This window comes from Micromonospora sp. WMMC273, from assembly GCF_027460285.1.
Lineage (GTDB): Bacteria > Actinomycetota > Actinomycetes > Mycobacteriales > Micromonosporaceae > Micromonospora > Micromonospora aurantiaca.
In genome coordinates this window covers 3,706,722-3,723,530 of record NZ_JAPZBE010000001.1, presented here as the reverse complement: position 1 = coordinate 3,723,530, position 16,809 = coordinate 3,706,722, and the positions used below count along the sequence as shown (strand labels likewise).

Sequence of the window (16,809 nt, the reverse complement as noted above, 5' to 3'; positions counted from 1 at the left end):
CCTAGCGAGGCGCGGGTGGGTGGCGCTCAGGCGCCGGGGATGATCGGGGTGGGCGTGCCGTCGGGCGCGTAGCTCAGGTACAACGGCTGGTAGCCGGGCGCGGTGGGGTCCACGGCCGGGTTCTCCTTGACCACGAAGAACCGGCCCTGTCCGGGATCGATCGTCGTGCCGTCGGGCGTGGTGACGGGGGTGCCGGTAAGCGGGGTGATCGAGTCGTACAGGTTCGCGTCCACCCGGGTGGTGCCGTCCTCGAACGGGTTGAGCGCGATCAGCCGGTACTCCTCGGGCAGCGGCCGGCCGCCGACGTGCGCGGTCGCGTACTCCGGAGCCGTGAAGTAGGACGAGATCGCCGGGTGGGCGGCGGTGAGCGGGGTCGGCGCCTCGGCGGGCTCCAGCGGCAGCATCGGGGTGCCCTGCTGCTGCGGAAGGAGCCGGGCCCGCTCGCCGACCGGCTCGCCGACCGCCAGGCGGCGGGACAGCAGATGTTGCCGGCGCGGCTCACCCTCCGCGGCGGGCTCCAGCGCCGGGTTCGTGACCGCCGCCCGCGTCGTGTACGGGGGGCGGTCCAGGTCGTCGAAGTCCTTCGCCATCTTCCGGCTGACGTCCAGGGCGGCCTCGTCGGCCTCCCGGTACGCCCGGCCGCTCTCCGTGAGGCCCTGGGCGGTGTAGCGCAGGGTGCCCTTGACGCCGCCGATGATCGCTTCGAGGTTGTCCAGGCCCTCCAGGAACTTGGTCGAGAACTGCTCGCCCATGTCGTCGTCGCCCCAGGCGTTGGCGTACCGGGCGCGCAGGGCGGTCAACTGGGCGAGGTAGGACTCGTAGAGCTGCACGTGCGACTCGTACGCCTTGCCGAGCCCTTCCACGCCGTCCGGGTCGACCCACAGCCGTCCGCCGGGATTGTTGCTGATCATTCGGGCCCCCGGGTCAGGAGTTCCCGCACGCTCGTCACCATGCGGGGTTCCTTGGGCAGGAACGCGTCGGCCCCGGCCTGGCCCCGGACCAGCTTGTGGGCATCGAGGCCGTCCGGCAGCACCGGCGCCAGCACCTCGGCCGCCTGGTTCATGACCTGTTCCTTGGCGTCGGCGTAGGTCTCCAGGATGAGCCGGGTCAGGTCGGCGGTGGTGAGCCGCTTGTGGGCGCCGGAGGGGAACTGGATGTCGGTCAGCACGCCGTTCTGGCCGACGGTCACGCTCACCTCCCGCCGCGGTGACGTCGCGGTGGCCGAGAGGGCGCTCATCCGGGCCTGCATCTCGGCGAGGCTGTTGCGCTGCCGCTCGTACTCCTGGAACAGGCCTTCGATGCGCTCGCTGTAGTTCACGACGGACCACTCCCTCGACGTCGCGGTCCAGTGAAGACGCCGCCGCGGTCGAGCCGGAACTCCGGCCGGGGATCAGTGCATGAAAGTGCAACCACTCTTCCCGGGCTGTCGGCCGGCGCCGCCCGTTCCGGGGGCGCTGCCGTGCAATGTTGGGTGACGTTCGGACATGGTGGCGCGACCGGGTTGCCGCGGGGCACGGCCGCGGATCAACACTCTTCCCTGCCACCTTTCCCTGACACGAGGAGTCCGACCGTGACGATGCCGATCGTCAGCACCACCGAAGAGGGTATGCAGCGGGCTGCCCAGGAGTTCTCCGACAAGGCCACCGAATTCACCGGCCAGCTGCGCGCGGTCAACGGCCAGATGGCCATCCTGATCTCCTCCTGGACCGGCCAGGCGTCGCAGGGATTCAACCAGGCCATGGACAACTGGGAGAACGCCTTCCAGCGGGTGATCAACGAGCTGCTCAACATGCTCGAGGTCATGGGTGTCACCACCAAGGGCTACCAGACGGCAGAGGACGAGGCGTCGAGCGTGGCCAACTCCTTCGGTGCGGCCCTGCCGGGCATCTGAGCCGCACCCCGACCCCCGATCTCCCGAGAGGACCGACATGTCCAACTACACCTTCGATTTCGTGCAGGCAGACGCCGTGCTGACCGACATGAACCGCATCAACGGCCAGATCCAGTCGTCGCTGGAGGGGATGGAGCAAACGGTCGAGGCCAGCCTCGCCCAGTGGACCGGTGCCGCCCAGGAGCAGTACAAGGTCTCGAAGCTGGCCTGGAACCAGGCGGCCGACTCGATGGTCGCCTACCTCGAGCAGGCCCGCCAGACTCTGCTGCAGATCTCGGACAACTACGGCACCACCGAGCAGCGTCACGCCATGATCTGGAACGACGTCCGCGGCGGCTGATCCGCTCGACGGCCGCCGCGGACGCGTGGCGGCCTACCACGTTGTCCGTCCCCGGCCCGGTGAGCTTGACGACCCGGGCCGCTGGGGTCTGCGCCTTCGTTCCGCCGTCGACATTCGAGTGGAGTGAGTTCCTTGGCCACCATTGACTGGGGATATCCCAACGACAAAGCCATCAGCGCGATGGACGCCTACGGCATGGGTGACGACGTCCTCAAGAAGCCGGACGGCACCGTGCAGGCGGCGTACGACTCCTGGATGGCCTTCTACAACAAGCACCAGAACAGCCGCACCGGGGTGAACTTCGAGAAGTGGAAGGACGAGGTCCGCGCGGAGCATCCGGAGTGGATCGAGGCCCGCGACTGGTACGACAAGAACATCCTCGACACCGACGGCTGGAAGAACCTCGTCAAGACGTACAAGGACAACATCACCGACCCGTCGAACGTGAAGCCGCCCGCGTTCACCGACCAGTCCGACTGGATCGACGACAAGATCTCGACCGGCTCGGGCTTCGAACCACCGGCGATCAACCCGACGTTCAAGGGTGACACCGCCTCGACCAGTGGCGTGGCGGTCAACACCGCCGCGCTGAAGTGGTTCGCGGAGGACGTGCTGGGCCGCATCACCGGCGCCGGGAACATCCTGCTCACCACGGCCGACAAGCTGAGCGCGATCGACCCGCGGCCCGGTGCCTTCGCCCGGGCCGAGGTGCTGCGGCAGGCGATCGTCGGGGCGACGGCCCACGACGGCGGCGTCAAGGGCGACATGAAGGACATGCTCGTCAACATGAACACCGCCCTGCTCGCGGTGCAGACCGCCCTGCTGAAGATGGCCGCGGAGTACGAGAACCTCGAAGAGCTCAACGCGCTCACCACCGACAAGCTCAGCGAGATCATGGGTGACTCCTTCAATGGCCTGGACAACCTGAAGACCTACGGCCAGAAGGTCGTCAAGACCGACGGAAACTGACGCGGGCGAACAGGTCTCGCCGCTCGCGAAGAGGGACAGGGCATGGGCAACGGTCTCGGTGACAGCAAGCTCGACGGGTGGAACGACCCCGCGGAGGAGGCGGCCACCTTCCCACCGAAGGCGGTCCCCGTCAGCGACCTGTACGACTACCAGACCTGGGCGAAGGAGACCCGGGGCTGGCGGAAGCTCGAGGCCGCGGTGAACGGTGGCGCCGCGCTGACCACCGAGAGCGGGCGGGACCACGCCGAAACGCTGGTGAGCGTCCGGTCCGTCGTCGAGACCGCGCAGGCCTTCCAGGCGACCCAGGACCTGCTGATCTGGCTCGAACAGACCATCCGTACCGCTGTCACCTCGATGGTCGGCGACGACAAGGCGTGGAAGGGGCCGGCGGCCAACGGGTTCCGCGACAAGATGAACTACTACGCCGACCTGCTCGGCAAGCAGGCCGAGCACCTGGCCGGCGGCGCGGTTCCGGACTCCACCACGGTGTCCAACGACATCAACTCGTCGACGAACGTCACGTCGCTTCCGTCGCAGCTCTACGACGCCGCCAACCACCTCTCCTGGGCCCAGCAGACGATCGCCTACCTGGACGGCGCCTGGGCGACGATCGCCTCCCAGAACGGCGTCGGCAGCGGCGACGGCCCGGTGCCGATCAGCGGCACCGAGTACGAGAAGCCGATGGCCCTGCAGATGGCCGATGTCGTCCACACGGTCGCCGAGAAGTACCGGATGACCACCGACAAGGCGGCGACGTCCACGGTCAGCATGCCCACGCCCAGCATCAACGTGCCGACGGGCCCGCCGATCCCGTCGCCGACCTTCACGACGCCGACGTTCACGACCCCGCCGGGGCTCACCCCGCCGGGCTTCACCACGCCGCACATCGGCGGCATCACCACGCCGGCCGTCAGCGCGCCGCCGAACATCACGGTGCCCACGATCACCCCGCCGAACCTGGCCGGCATCGGTGGCCCGGGTCCCGGCCAGGGGCCGGGAGGAATCACCCCGCCGACGTTCTCGGGTCCCGGTGAGATCGGTGGCCCCACGCCCGGCGGCGGCGGCAGCGGGCTGCCCGGCTTCGACGCCCCGGGCATCAACGGGCCGGGGGGAGCCGGTTTCCCGGGCGGTGGCGGCCTACCGGGTGGTGGCGGCCTGCCGGGCGGGTTCGTCCCCGGTGTGGTTCCGCCGGGCATCAAGCCGCCCGGCTCGGCCAACCTGGGCGGCGGCGCGGGCGGCGCCGGTTCGGTCAGGCCGCCGTCGTTCTCCGGACCGGGTGACGTGGGCGGCCCGAAGCCCGGGGCGGGCACGGGCGCAGGCATCGGCAGACCGGGCGGCGGCTTCACCGCGCCGGGCGTCCCCGGCTTCGGCTCACCCGGCGGCGCCGGCCCCGGCGCAGGTGGTAGCCCGAGCCTGCCGGAGAAGCCGGACGCGAACGGGCTGCTCGGCAACAGCGACGACTTCGTCCCCGGCGCCGTCGACGGTGTGGACATCCCGGCTGCCCCCGGCGGCGCCGTGCCCGGTGGCGGCGGCTTCCAGTCGCCGATGATGCCGGGCATGCCCGGCGCGGGCGCTCCCGGTGCCGGTGCCGGCGGCGGATCCGGTGTCCCCGAGGCCCCTGACGCCAAGGGCCTGGTGGAGGGCGACGAGGCGGACTGGCGGTCACCCGGGTTCGACGGCGTGCAGGTCCCCGGCGCGCCGGCCGGCGCCTCGTCCGGCGGCGCCGGGCTCGGTGCGGGCATGCCGCCCATGCCCGGCATGCCGGGGCCCGCGGGCGGCGCGAACAATCCCGGCGGGGCCGAGTCGCCCGACGCCCGGGGACTCGTCAGCGGCGATCCGGAGGCCTGGGGACCGGTGGGCGTGGACGCGGGTGTACCGGACGGGTCGGGCGGTGCGCCGGCCGGTGGTGACGGGCTCGGCGTCGACGGCCCGCAGATCCCCACCGCCCCGCCCGTGGTTCCGGGCGTCGACTCGCCGGCCGGCCCCGCCATGCCGATGATGCCCGGAGCGCCGGGTGCGCCGGGCGCCGGCACGTCCGGCGGCGGTGTCCCGGACGCGCCCGACGCCTCCGGGCTGATCCAGGCCGACCTCGACGACTGGCGCCCGTCGACCCCCGACACCGGCACACCGCACGCGCCGACGGGGGTGGACACCGGCGGCGCCGGGCTGGGGGAGCCGGCCCACTCCGCGCCTCCCGTGCCGCCGAGGACCAGTGCGACGCCGCCGACGGCCGGTGTGGTGCCGTCGATGGCCGGCCCGCCGGGCAGCAACGCGCCCGCTGGCACCGCACCCCGGACCGCGCCCGACGCGTCCGGCCTGATCCGGCCGGACGGGGCCGACTGGACCCCGGCCGGACCGGGGGACGGCGCGCCGGAGACGGGTGGCGGCACGGCGGCCGGTGGCGCGGGACTCGACGGCTCCGCGCCGGTCGCCGGCGTGCCGGGCTCGCAACCGGGCCCGGACGGTCCGCCCGCCGGCCCGGATCCGGGCGGGCCGGAGGCCGCCGCCGAGGAACCGGCCGCGCCGGAGGTTCCGGCAGCGCCCGTGCCCGGCATCGGCGGTACGTCGCCGGCTGCGCCCGTACCCGAGGTGATCGCACCGCCGACGGCGGTGGAGGTGCCGACCGTGGTCGACCTGTCCCCAGCGGTGGAACCGCCGCCGCGGGCCGAGCCGCCCGCGGCCGGCGCACCGCCCACGGTTGTTGCGCCGCCTCCAGCCGTCGCGTCGCCTCCGGCCGTCGTGTCGGCTCCGGCGGAGCCGGTGGTCGGCGGTGTCGTGGCGGCTCCGGTGATCGTGGGCCAGCCGGGCGTGCCCGGCCAGCCGGGCCTGCCCGCCCAACCCGGCCCGGTGGCGAACCCACCCGCCCAGGCAGCCGCGCCGAACCAGCCGGCACAGTCGAATCCGCCGGCGCAGCCGAACCCGCCCGGGCAGGGGAACCCGCCCGCGCAGGCGAACCAGACGGCGTCGCCGGGAGGCGGCAGTCCGGAGGGGACGCACCGGAAGACCGGCGTGGCCGCTGCCGTGGCCGACGGTGAGGTGGCGGTCGCGGTCCCCGGCGCCCTCGGGCTGGCCGCCGCCGCCGTGGCCGGACTCGCCGGTCCCGGACCGCAGACGTCCGGCCGCGCGACGGTCGGCGCGGACCCCGGCGACCCGGCCCGGGCCGGCACGGTCCGGCGTCCCTCCGACCGCGACGACGACAGCGAACCCGGCGCCGGCCGGGAGCCCGCCGGGCTGCGCGAGGACGACGCCGTCTGGGGCGGTGACCACGCCCGGCCGGCGGCCGACGACCACGTGCCGCTGGTCCGCCCGGACGACGACCCGGACGACACGGCGGGCTGGGACGACCTCAGCGACGCGGACTGGCTGACCGGACCGTCAGCTGACGACGGCAGGGAAGGGTGACCATGTCGGAGACACCGCAGCCCCCGCGCGCCGTCTGGCGGCGCGTGGCGCCCGCGAAGGCGCCCCGGCCGTCCGACGGCACAATCGACTTCTTCAGCGCCGACCTGGAGAAGATGCGGCGGTGCGGTGAGCCCGGCGTCAGCGACGCCGAGTTCACGGCGTCGCTCGCCGACGAGGAGAAGGCTGCCGCCGCCCGCGCCGAGGCGTTCTGGGCCGAGCAGGAGCGACGCCGCAGGGACGAGGAGGAGCGGGCGAAGAAGGAGAAGAAGCGCCAGGCCGAGGAGGACGACGACGTCAAGGTGGCCGAGCGCTACCGCAACGACCGCTACGCGGTGAAGCTGCTGCGCCAGGAGCGCACCGTCTGGGGCGGCGACGGCGCGGACGCGGGGACACTCGGATGAGTACGGTCACCGTCAAGCGACCGCCCCGCGCGCCGGGCCCGGAGGCGCCGGAAGGTTCCATCGAGCTCCAGGAGCCGCCGCTGATGGCGGAGGAGGCCCCGCTCGACTTCCGCTCGTTCGCGATGGTCGTGCCGATGGGCCTCGGCATGGGCGCGATGCTCGCCATGTTCGGCCTCTACAACCGCACCCCGATCATGTACGTGATGGGCGGCGCGATGGCCGGCGGCATGCTGCTCATGGGCGTCATGCAGATCGGCCGGGCGGCCGCCGAGCGCAAACGCAAGATGCGCGGCGAGCGGCGTGACTTCCTGCGCTACATCGGGCAGCTGCGCAAGCAGGCCCGCGAGGCCGCCGACCAGCAGCGCCGGCACGTGCTGTGGAACAACCCGCAGCCGGGCTGGCTGTGGTCGATCGCGATGGGCAGCCGGCTGTGGGAGCGCCGGCCCAGCCACGACGACTTCGGCCGGGTCCGGATCGGTCTCGGCCGGCAGACCGCGATGCTGAAGTTCAACCCGCCGTCGACCAAGCCGATCGAGGACCTCGAACCGCTGTCGTCGATCTCGCTGCGCCGGTTCTCCGAGGCGTACCGGACGGTGTCCGGCATCCCCACCTCCGTCGGCCTGCCGAGCTTCACCAGCGTCGAGTTCGAGGGGGCGATCGACCCGGCGATCGACCTGGCCCGCGCCGTGGTGGCGCAGCTCGCCACCTTCCACGCCCCGGACGAGCTGCGGATCGCGGTGCTCGCCGCCGAGGTGCACCGGGGTCCGTGGGAGTGGGTCAAGTGGCTGCCGCACAACGCCCATCCCACCGCGTACGACGCGGCGGGCCCGGTCCGGATGTTCGCCGGCAGCCACGACGCGCTGATGGACATGCTCGGCCCGGAGATCACCGACCGGGGCGACCACGACCGGGCCGTCAAGTCGACCACCACCGAGCCGTTCCTGGTGATCGTCGCGCACCTGGTGGACCTGCCGGACAGCTCCCGCCTGCTCGGCGCGGGCATCCGCAACGTGGTGCTGCTCGACCTGACCGGCGCGATGCCCGGCGGTCCCAAGGTGCTGCGGCTGACCGTCACCGACGACGTCGTGGAGTTCCCGGCCGGCGCCACGACCGGCTCGGCCAAGCGGGACGGCCTGGACCGGACCCGGTGCGAGGCGCTGGCCCGGATCATCGCGCCGAAGCGGACCAGCGGCACGCTGGAGGTCTCCGACGAGCCGCTGGACACCAGCTTCGAGCTGACCACGCTGCTCGGCATCCGCGACGCGATGACCTTCGACGTTCCGGCGCTGTGGCGGACCCGGACGCCGCAGCGCAACCGCCTCATGGTGCCGATCGGCGTCACCGAGGAGGGTGAGGTCATCGAGCTGGACCTGAAGGAGTCCGCGCAGGGCGGCATGGGACCGCACGGCCTGCTCATCGGCGCCACCGGCTCGGGCAAGTCGGAGCTGCTGCGTACCCTCGTCTGCGGCCTGGCCGCGACGCACAGCTCGGAGATCCTCAACCTGGTGCTCGTCGACTTCAAGGGCGGCGCCACCTTCCTCGGCATGGACAAGCTGCCGCACACCTCGGCGGTGATCACCAACCTGGCCGACGAGCTGCCGCTCGTCGACCGGATGCAGGACGCGCTCAACGGCGAGATGACCCGGCGGCAGGAGATGCTGCGGGCCAGCGGCTACGCCTCGCTGTTCGACTACGAGAAGGCGCGCGGCAACGGCGCCCAGCTCGTGCCGTTCCCGGTGCTGCTGATCATCGTGGACGAGTTCAGCGAGCTGCTGTCCAGCAAGAGCGAGTTCATGGACCTGTTCGTGTCCATCGGCCGGCTCGGCCGGTCGCTCGGCGTGCACCTGCTGCTCGCCTCCCAGCGGCTGGACGAGGGGCGGATCAACCGGGTCGAGGGGCACCTGTCGTACCGGCTGGCGCTGCGCACGTTCTCCTCGATGGAGTCGCGGTCGGTGATCGGCGTGGGCGCGGCGTACGAGCTGCCGCCCGAGCCGGGAAACGGCTACCTGAAGGTGGACACCACGAACCTGGTGCGCTTCAAGGCGGCGTACGTCTCCGGCGCGTACACCGGAAGTGGACGCCGCGGCGGCGTCGCGGACGCCGGGGACGAGCCCACCGCGGACGTGGTGCCGTTCACCACCCGGCAGGTGGCGGTGCGCCACGACCCCGGGCCGGATCGCGTGGCCGAGCAGGTCGAGGAGCCCGCCGCCGACGCGAACGGGCCGAGCCTGGTCGAGGTGCTGCTGGACCGGCTCGCCGGCTCGGGCCCGCCGGCCCGCCAGGTCTGGCTGCCGCCGCTGTCCAGCGCGCCCAGTCTGGACTCGCTCATGCCGAGCGTGCTGCCCGACCCGGTACGCGGCATGACCATCGACGACCCGGCCGTCCAGGGTGGGCTGCGGGTTCCGGTGGGTGTGGTGGACCGGCCCGCCGAGCAGTTGCGCGAGCTGCTGGTGGTCGACCTGAACGGAGCGGACGGCCACGTCGGCATCGCCGGCGCCCCGCAGAGCGGCAAGTCGACGCTGCTGCGCAGCCTGATCCTGGCGCTGTCGCTGGCGAACACGCCGCGTGAGGTGCAGTTCTACGGCCTCGACTTCGGCGGCGGCGGGCTCGCCTCGATCGCCGGCCTGCCGCACGTCGGCTCGATCGCCACCCGGATGGAACGCGACCGCGTCGTCCGGACGGTCGAGGAGGTCCTCCAGGTCATGGAGCGACGCGAGGCCGAGTTCGCGCGGCACGGCCTCGACTCCATGTCCACCTACCTGGCCAAGGTCGCCGAGGGGGTGATCGAGGACGGCTTCGGGCACGTCTTCCTGGTCATCGACGGCTGGTACACGATGAAGCAGGACTTCCAGGAGCTGGAGCAGAAGTTCCAGGAACTCGCCTCGCGTGGCCTGTCCTTCGGCGTGCACGTGATCGTCACCGCGACCCGCTGGTCGGAGCTGCGTACCTGGATGCGGGACCTGCTGGGCACGAAGCTGGAGCTGCGGCTCGGCGACGCGATGGAGTCCGAGCACGGCTCCCGCAAGGCGGCCACCGTGCCCAACCAGGTCGGCCGCGGCCTCACCGGCGGCGCGCTGCACTTCCTGGCCGCGCTGCCCCGGATGGACGGCAGCTCCGAGGTGGGCGACCTGGCCGAGGCGACCAAGTCGGTGGTCGAGGAGATCGGCACGTTCTGGCCCGGCCCGGCCGCCCCGCCGGTACGGATGCTCCCGGCGCACCTGATGGTCGAGACACTGCCGCCGCCCGAGTCCGACTTCAAGTTCGTCATCGGCCAGGACGAGCAGCGTCTCGCCCCGGTCTGGCACGACTTCATGACCACCCCGCACATGCTGGTCCTCGGCGACAGCGAGACCGGCAAGACCAACATGCTCCGGCTCGTCCTGCGGTCCATCCAGCAGCACTACCCGCCGGAGCGGGCGAAGGTCGTGCTCGGCGACTCGCGCCGCGACCTGGACACCGCGATCGGCGCCGCGTACCAGGTGGGCTTCGCGTTCACCGGCGACAAGATGCACGAGCTGGCCGGCCAGGCGTCGGTCTCGATGAACCGGCGGATGCCCGGTGCGGACGTCTCGTCCGAGCGGATGCGCAGACGCGACTGGTGGGAGGGGCCGGAGCTGTTCGTCATCGTCGACGACTACGACCTGATGACCAAGAGCACCGGGATGGGCTCGACGCTCGACCCGCTTCTGCCGTTGCTGGCCCAGGGCGCCTACATCGGCCTGCACGTGATCGTCGCGCGCAGCACCTCCGGCGCGATGCGGGCCATGATGGACCCGGTGATCCGGCGGATGTGGGAGCTGGGCACGCCCGCGACGCTCTTCTCCTACCCCAAGGAGGAGGGCAAGTTCCTCGGCGAGGCGAAGCCCCGCCAACTGCCGCCCGGACGCGCCCAGCTCGTCACCCGGCGCGGCGTACGCCTGATGCAGACCGGTTTCGTGTCGGACACGGCCCGATGAGAGAGGCTCGCTGGTGACCGCAGCGCTCAACGACCAACTGTGCCGGATCACGGTGATCGGCCCGGCGCGCCGGGCCGATCTGGCCGTACCGGCCCGGATGCCGGTGGCGAACCTGATGCCGCTGCTGGTGCGGCACACCACCGACCTGGCCCGGGTGCCCGACGGCGAGGTGCCCGACGAGTCGTGGGTGCTGCAACGCCTCGGTCAGGCGCCGTTCGAGCTGTCCGGTACGCCGGAGAGCCTGGACTGGCTGGAGGGCGAGGAACTGCACCTGCGCCCGGCGCAGGACCCGCTGCCCGAACTCGACTTCGACGACCTGGCCGAGGGCGTCGCCACAGTGGTCAACCGGCGGGCCGACAGGTGGCAGCCGGAGTACCGCCGGCTGCTGTTCCTGGTGCTCTCCCTGGTGGCGATGGGCCTGATCGCCGCCGTCCTCGTGGACCGGGGCCCGGTGCTGCCCCAGGTGATCGCCGGCGCGGTGCTCGCGGCCGGGTTGTTCACCGCGGCGATCGTCAGCGCCCGCCAGCAGACCGACGGCGCGTTCCCGCTGCTGTTCGGCGGCGGCGCGGCGTTCTTCGCGGCGGTGGCCGCGTCCAGCGCCGTCGACGGTGACCCGGACGGCGTGGCCTGGACCGCCGCCGCCGGGCTGGCCGCCGCCGTCGCGGCCGTCGGGGTGACCGCGTTCCTGCTGATCGCGCAGCGGACGGTCACACCGGTCATGCCGTTCGCCCCGCTGCTGATCGTCGCGCTGACCGCCGCGATGGTGGTGCTCGTCCTGCTGGCCGGCGACGGGTTCGCGCTCACCGCGCCGCAGGTGTCCGCCGTGGCGGTGTCGGTGATCCTGGTGCTGATCGTGATCGCGCCGCGGGCGGCGGTGAAGCTGGCCCGGCTGCGCGGACCGCAGCTGCCGAAGACCGGCGCCGACATGTCGTACGACATCGAGCCGGAGGACTCCGACCTGGTCAAGTCGCGCGCCGACGAGGCGGACACCTACCTGACCGCCTGCATGACCGCGTCCGCGCTGGTCCTGCCGGTGCTGATGCACCACACCATGCGGGCGCCGGGCTGGTCCGGGTGGACGCTCGTGCTGGTGACATCGAGTGCAATCCTGTTGCGCTCGCGTACCTTCTTCGGTTTCTGGCAGCGGGTCGCCCTGGTCGCGGCCGGTACCGTCGGCTACCTCATGGTGGCCCTGATGTTCTCCGACAAGCTCGCCCCGACCGGCCGGTACGTCCTGCTCGGCGGGCTCGTCGCCCTCCTGGTGCCGCTGGTGATGGCCGCGCTGCGGCCGTGGCCGCGACGCATGCTGCCGTTCTGGGAGTACACCGCCGGCGGGCTGGACGTCGCGACCGGCCTGGCCGTGCTGCCGGTGCTCGCCCAGGTGCTCGGGCTCTACGCCTGGGCCCGCGGACTCTTCGGGTAGCCGGCCGTGCAGACCCAGCGCGACCACGTCCACGCCCACCAGTTCATGATGGGCCGGTTGAGTTCCGCCCTGGTGCAGGGCGACCCGTCCACGGCGGAGATACCCGGGCAGCGTGCCGTCACCGGCCTGGCCTTCGGGGTGCTCATCAGCGTCCTGGTCGTCGCCGGGTTCGCCGTCTACGGCTGGATCGTCCCCGGCGGCAGCAAGGCGTACACCCGCAGCGGCGTGATCCTGGTCGAGAAGGAGAGCGGCAACCGGTACGTCTACCTCGACGGGATGCTGCGCCCGACGCCGAACCTGACCTCGGCCATGCTGATCCAGGGCAGCGGCGCCACCGTGAAGCTCATCTCCAAGGAGTCGATCAAGGACGTCCCGCGCGGACCGTCGATCGGCATCGACGGCGCCCCGCAGTCGGTCGCCACCGGGCAGATGGTCGCCGGTCCGTGGCTGGCCTGCCTGCCCGGCTCGGTCACCGACGAACCCGGCGACCGCCTCGGCCTCAACCTCGACCCGCGCGCCGAGGTGGTACCGCTGCCGGCCGACCGCTTCGCCGTCGTCCGCGCCGCCGACGGACCCACCTATCTGGTGACCGCCGGCCGCAGGCACCGGGTCGTCGACCCGGCGGTGCTCGTCGCGCTCGGCGCCACCACCACCCGCAAGGTGCCCGCACCGCAGGACTGGCTCGACTTCCTGCCCGACGGGCCGGACCTGGCCCCGGCCACGATCCCCGGCGCGGGCCGCTCCGGGCGGGTCGGCGACCGGACGTACCCGATCGGCACACTGTTCCGGCAGCGGCCCGACACCGGCGCCGAACAGATGCTGGTGCTGCGCCGCGACGGCCTCGCGCCGCTGAGCCGGACCGAGTTCCTGCTCGCCACCGCCACCTCCGGTGAGGAGCCGGTGGAGCTGAGCGCCGCCGACCTGGCCGCGGCCCGGATGTCGGCCGACCGGTCACTGCTCACCCGGCTGCCCGATCTGACCGGCCTCACCCCGCAGGAACCCGGCCCGTACGCGCTGTGCCTGCGCCAGAGCGCGGTCGACGGGACACGGTTCGACAGCACCGCCGTGCTCGCCCCGCTGGCCCGCTCCGGTGTCCGCCCCGACGGCCGCGCGACGGTGCTCACCGCGCCCGGCAGCGGCATGGCGGTGCTTCCGGCGCCGGTCGGCTCCGGCGCGGCGCAACCCCTGCCCACGTACATCGCGGACGACGGAAAGGCGTACCCGATCGGCGACCAGGACGCGGTACGGGCGCTCAAGCTCGACCGGGTCGTGAACGTTCCCTTCCCGAGAGAACTGCTCGCGCTGGTGCCCCAGGGCCCGGCGCTGAGCATGAGGGCCCTCGCGGCCGCAGAAGTGGGGTAGGTCGATCATGGCAACCCGGTTCCGGGACCTGTTCGGCGGCGGCAAGGACCGCCCCGAGGGCGTCGTCCAGCACACCGTCGGCAACGCCCTGGTGGTGCACGCCGACGACGCCATCAGCCCGGAGGCCCAGTCGCTGGCGCTGTCCATGATCGAGGACGCGGAGAACGACGTGGTCGTGCTCGACCTCGGCGACGGCATGCCGATCAGCGCGTGGGAGTCGATGGCCGGTGTGCTGCCGCGCCGCCGCCGCGGCATCCGGCTCATCGCCTGCGGCCGGCACGGCAACTCGGCAGCGATGGCCGGTCAGTGGCTCTCCGAACGCCTCAACCGCACCGTCATCGCCCCGGACGGCGACCTGGTACGCGGCTCCGCCGGAACGCTGTTCGTCCACTCCGCACCGGGCAGCGGCTGGGTGCGGTTCCGGCCCGGCCGTCCGCCCGCCTGGGACGCCAAGCGCTACCCGACGCCGCGATGGGACCGGGCCGCGATCGACACCCGGCCGTCCAGCGCCACCGCCGAGATCGAGCCGATCCCCGCCGGGGTCTGGATCCACAGCAACCGCGACCCGCAGGTGGTCGACCCGCAACGCCAACGGCTCACCGCGTACGTGCCGTGTCAGGCCGCGACCATGACCGTGCTGCTGGGCTGCCCCGGCACGCCGCCGCTGTCGCTCGACGACGTGGTGCGCTTCTGGCGCGGACTCGACGAGGAGAACCGGCAGCGGGTGCGCTTCGTGCAGTTCGGCGAGGTCCGCATCCCCGAGGGCGAGGCGTTCGGCCAAGCGCTCGCCGACCTGCTGAACACCGACGTCACCTGCTACACCGGCGTACCGATCGGCAGCCCGCACCGGTACGAGATCCGCACCGTGCTGCCGGACGGCGCGTTCGGCTGGGCGCCGTACGCGCTCGAACTGTCCTACACGCCCCGGGCGCACCCCAACTCGCGGGCCCGCCGGCCCGCCGTGCTCAGCCACCGCCCGCCGCTGCCCGGCGCCGAGGAGGTCGCGCCCCGGGTCTACTGGTTCGCACCCGGCGCCGTGGTCGAGGTGGTGCAGACCGGTCTCTGGGTACGCTCCACCGTCGAGCCGAAGAACGCCGAGCAGGTCCGGTCCGCGATGCTCGACGCGGGCAGCGGCACGCTGGTCTTCGACGACACCGTCCACTCCACCGCCCACCGGATGCGGGAACTGGCGCTCGACCTGGCCGCACGCGTCGACGGCATGGCGGGTACGAGCCGGGCGCTGATGCCGGCGTCGGTGCTGGTGCCCGGCGCGAAACCGGCCAGCCGGGCCGAGGTGGTCATCGACCTGGAAGCCGAGACGCGGGCGGTGGGCACGACCGTGCCGGTGCCCGCGTACGTGGAGGCCGCCCCGCCCGCGCCTGTCGCACCGCCCGCGGCGGACGGTGTGGTGGTCGCCGTTCCCGCCCCGGTCCCGGCCGTCCCCGCCGATCGGGACCAGCCGGCCGCACCTCCCGCGGTGCCGCTTCCGGCCGCGCCGCTCGTCCCGGAACTGCCGGCGCCGCCCGCGATACCGTTCGTTTCCGCGCTCCCGGATCCGCCCGCGGTGCCGCTGCCGGCAGCGCCTCCGGTCGTCTCCGAGCTGCCCCCGCCGCCGGTCGTGGCGACGCTGCCGGAACCGCCCGCGGTGCCGGTCGTCTCCGAGCTGCCCGTACCGCCGGTCGCGTCCGGGCCACCTGCGGCGAAGCCGGTGCCGATCGCGTCCGACCTGCCCGAACCTCCCACGGTGCCGATCGCGTCCGAGCTGCCGCCTCCGCCCGCGGTGCCGCCGCCGGTGGCGCCCGTGGTGGTGTCCGCACCCGCGCCGCCGGTCGGGCCGGTGGCCGCTGCCGACTCCGGTGACGGGCCCTCGGCGGCACCCGTCGAGGACGCCGGGCGCGACGCGTACCCCGCGCCCCCCACCATGCCGGCGGGCTTCGGCGAGCCGGCACCACCGACCATGCCTGCCGGGTTCGGCCATGCGTTCGCGGCCCCGCCGGTGGCGGCCGGGCCGGCGGCGCCGCTCACGGCCGCGCCGTCGATGCCGGTCGTCGCGGTCGACCTGCCGTCCGCCGGCGCCGGTCCGTCGCCCGTGACCGCGCCCGCGCGGACCGTCGAGCCCGGCGGACCGACCGCACCTACCGGACCGGCCGCACCCGCCGGACACGTCAAGCCGTCGGACGCCGCCGAGCCGTCTTCCGGGAACGCCGGACCGTCGGAGGCCGCCGAACCGTCGGAGGTGGCCGCCGAGGCACGCGTGCAGCCGGTGCCCCCGGCCGGCGCCGGTGCCCTGCTCTCGGAGAAGAAGGGACTCGCCGACGAGCGCGCCTGGCTGCGCCGCACGCTCAGCCGCGAGTTCGACGTGATGGCCAGCTCGGTGTCCCGGATCATGTCCGAGCACCCGGGCATGCAGGGCTCCGGCGTGCCCACCGAGGACGTGCTCGCCGACACGGTCGCGCTGCGGCTCTACCTGACCGGCCGGGGACCGGGCGTCGACGCCGGACTGCGCTCCGGCCGCAAGGGACCGCACGTGCCGTTCGCGCGGTGCGTGGTCGCCGGGGTCTCCCGGATGCCGTCGTTCCGGGGCACCACCGTCTACCGGCTGTCGCCGACCGACGGGGAGTGGGCGCTCTACCAGGACCGGCGGCTGGTCACCGACTGGAGCTTCGTCAACGCGCTGACCCAGCCGTGCGCGTCCGAGGACGGCGACACCGACGTGCTGATCTGGTCGATGACCGCCCGCCGGACCAGCCTGCTGGAACCGGAGGGGGACGAGCACGTCGAGGACCGGGTGCTGTTCCTGCCCGGCACGAACTTCAAGGTGCTGGACCTGCGCCGGCCCTCCGCGGACGAGCGCGGCGCGGTCCTGCTGCGGGAGATCGGCGCCAACGAGATCGACGACACCGGCCGGGTCGACTCCAACCGGGTGTCGCTGGACGAGCTGGCGCTCACGTCGCTGCGGCGCAGCGTGGACCGCTGGGCCTCGGCCGAGCCCCGGGTACGCATCGGCGCGGCGGCCCGCGGGCGCCTGCGGGTGCTGCCCGGGCTGGACCGGAAGGGATGACGCG

11 protein-coding genes are annotated in these 16,809 nt (G+C 73.2%); 9 read left to right on the top strand and 2 right to left on the bottom strand.

From position 1 onward, the window contains the following. Positions 1 to 26: 26 nt before the first annotated feature. Together O7611_RS17300 and O7611_RS17295 are read right to left on the bottom strand one after the other, a co-directional pair. A complete protein-coding gene (locus O7611_RS17300; protein ID WP_194802783.1) occupies positions 27 to 911 on the bottom strand; it encodes a WXG100 family type VII secretion target in 885 nt (294 codons plus the stop codon). Further along, a complete protein-coding gene (locus tag O7611_RS17295; protein ID WP_091416601.1) occupies positions 908 to 1,318 on the bottom strand; it encodes a YbaB/EbfC family nucleoid-associated protein in 411 nt (136 codons plus the stop codon). The genes O7611_RS17300 and O7611_RS17295 overlap by 4 nt, the downstream gene beginning before the upstream one ends. A 252-nt stretch (positions 1,319 to 1,570) precedes the next feature. Here O7611_RS17295 and O7611_RS17290 point away from each other — a divergent pair, with 252 nt between their 5' ends. The 9 genes from O7611_RS17290 to O7611_RS17250 all read left to right on the top strand — a co-directional run bounded on the left by O7611_RS17290 (position 1,571) and on the right by O7611_RS17250 (position 16,805). Beyond that, the gene (locus O7611_RS17290; RefSeq protein ID WP_091416604.1) at positions 1,571 to 1,891 is read left to right on the top strand and encodes a WXG100 family type VII secretion target; all 321 of its coding nucleotides are present in this window, start codon (positions 1,571 to 1,573) and stop codon (positions 1,889 to 1,891) included. Positions 1,892 to 1,928: 37 nt separating this feature from the next. Then, positions 1,929 to 2,231, top strand: coding sequence for a WXG100 family type VII secretion target (locus tag O7611_RS17285; protein ID WP_194802784.1), 303 nt, complete (start codon positions 1,929 to 1,931; stop codon positions 2,229 to 2,231). 132 nt (positions 2,232 to 2,363) lie between these two features. Continuing rightward, entirely contained in the window at positions 2,364 to 3,200 is an 837-nt protein-coding gene (locus O7611_RS17280; protein ID WP_194802785.1) for a hypothetical protein, read from the top strand. 42 nt (positions 3,201 to 3,242) lie between these two features. Next, complete coding sequence (locus O7611_RS17275; protein WP_269697219.1) at positions 3,243 to 6,602, top strand: hypothetical protein; 3,360 nt, start codon at positions 3,243 to 3,245, stop codon at positions 6,600 to 6,602. Between the two features lie 2 nt (positions 6,603 to 6,604). Beyond that, positions 6,605 to 7,003, top strand: coding sequence for a hypothetical protein (locus tag O7611_RS17270; protein ID WP_194802787.1), 399 nt, complete (start codon positions 6,605 to 6,607; stop codon positions 7,001 to 7,003). Next, positions 7,000 to 10,959, top strand: coding sequence for a type VII secretion protein EccCa (gene eccCa / locus O7611_RS17265; RefSeq protein ID WP_370585013.1), 3,960 nt, complete (start codon positions 7,000 to 7,002; stop codon positions 10,957 to 10,959). Before O7611_RS17270 ends, eccCa begins: the two co-directional genes overlap by 4 nt. A gap of 13 nt (positions 10,960 to 10,972) precedes the next feature. Continuing rightward, a complete protein-coding gene (gene eccD / locus O7611_RS17260) occupies positions 10,973 to 12,382 on the top strand; it encodes a type VII secretion integral membrane protein EccD (protein WP_269697218.1) in 1,410 nt (469 codons plus the stop codon). Between the two features lie 6 nt (positions 12,383 to 12,388). Continuing rightward, complete coding sequence (gene eccB, locus O7611_RS17255; protein WP_269697217.1) at positions 12,389 to 13,744, top strand: type VII secretion protein EccB; 1,356 nt, start codon at positions 12,389 to 12,391, stop codon at positions 13,742 to 13,744. Between the two features lie 7 nt (positions 13,745 to 13,751). Continuing rightward, positions 13,752 to 16,805 (top strand): hypothetical protein, encoded by a 3,054-nt coding sequence (locus tag O7611_RS17250; RefSeq protein WP_269697216.1) that lies wholly within the window; start codon positions 13,752 to 13,754, stop codon positions 16,803 to 16,805. Positions 16,806 to 16,809 lie beyond the last annotated feature (4 nt).

Bases quoted from the DNA above. Each gene is read 5' to 3' on its own strand.
- O7611_RS17300 (WP_194802783.1), bottom strand. From the start codon at position 911: ATGATCAGCAACAATCCCGGCGGACGGCTGTGGGTCGACCCGGACGGC.
- O7611_RS17285 (WP_194802784.1), top strand. From the start codon at position 1,929: ATGTCCAACTACACCTTCGATTTCGTGCAGGCAGACGCCGTGCTGACC.
- O7611_RS17275 (WP_269697219.1), top strand. From the start codon at position 3,243: ATGGGCAACGGTCTCGGTGACAGCAAGCTCGACGGGTGGAACGACCCC.
- O7611_RS17270 (WP_194802787.1), top strand. From the start codon at position 6,605: ATGTCGGAGACACCGCAGCCCCCGCGCGCCGTCTGGCGGCGCGTGGCG.
- eccCa (WP_370585013.1), top strand. From the start codon at position 7,000: ATGAGTACGGTCACCGTCAAGCGACCGCCCCGCGCGCCGGGCCCGGAG.
- O7611_RS17250 (WP_269697216.1), top strand. From the start codon at position 13,752: ATGGCAACCCGGTTCCGGGACCTGTTCGGCGGCGGCAAGGACCGCCCC.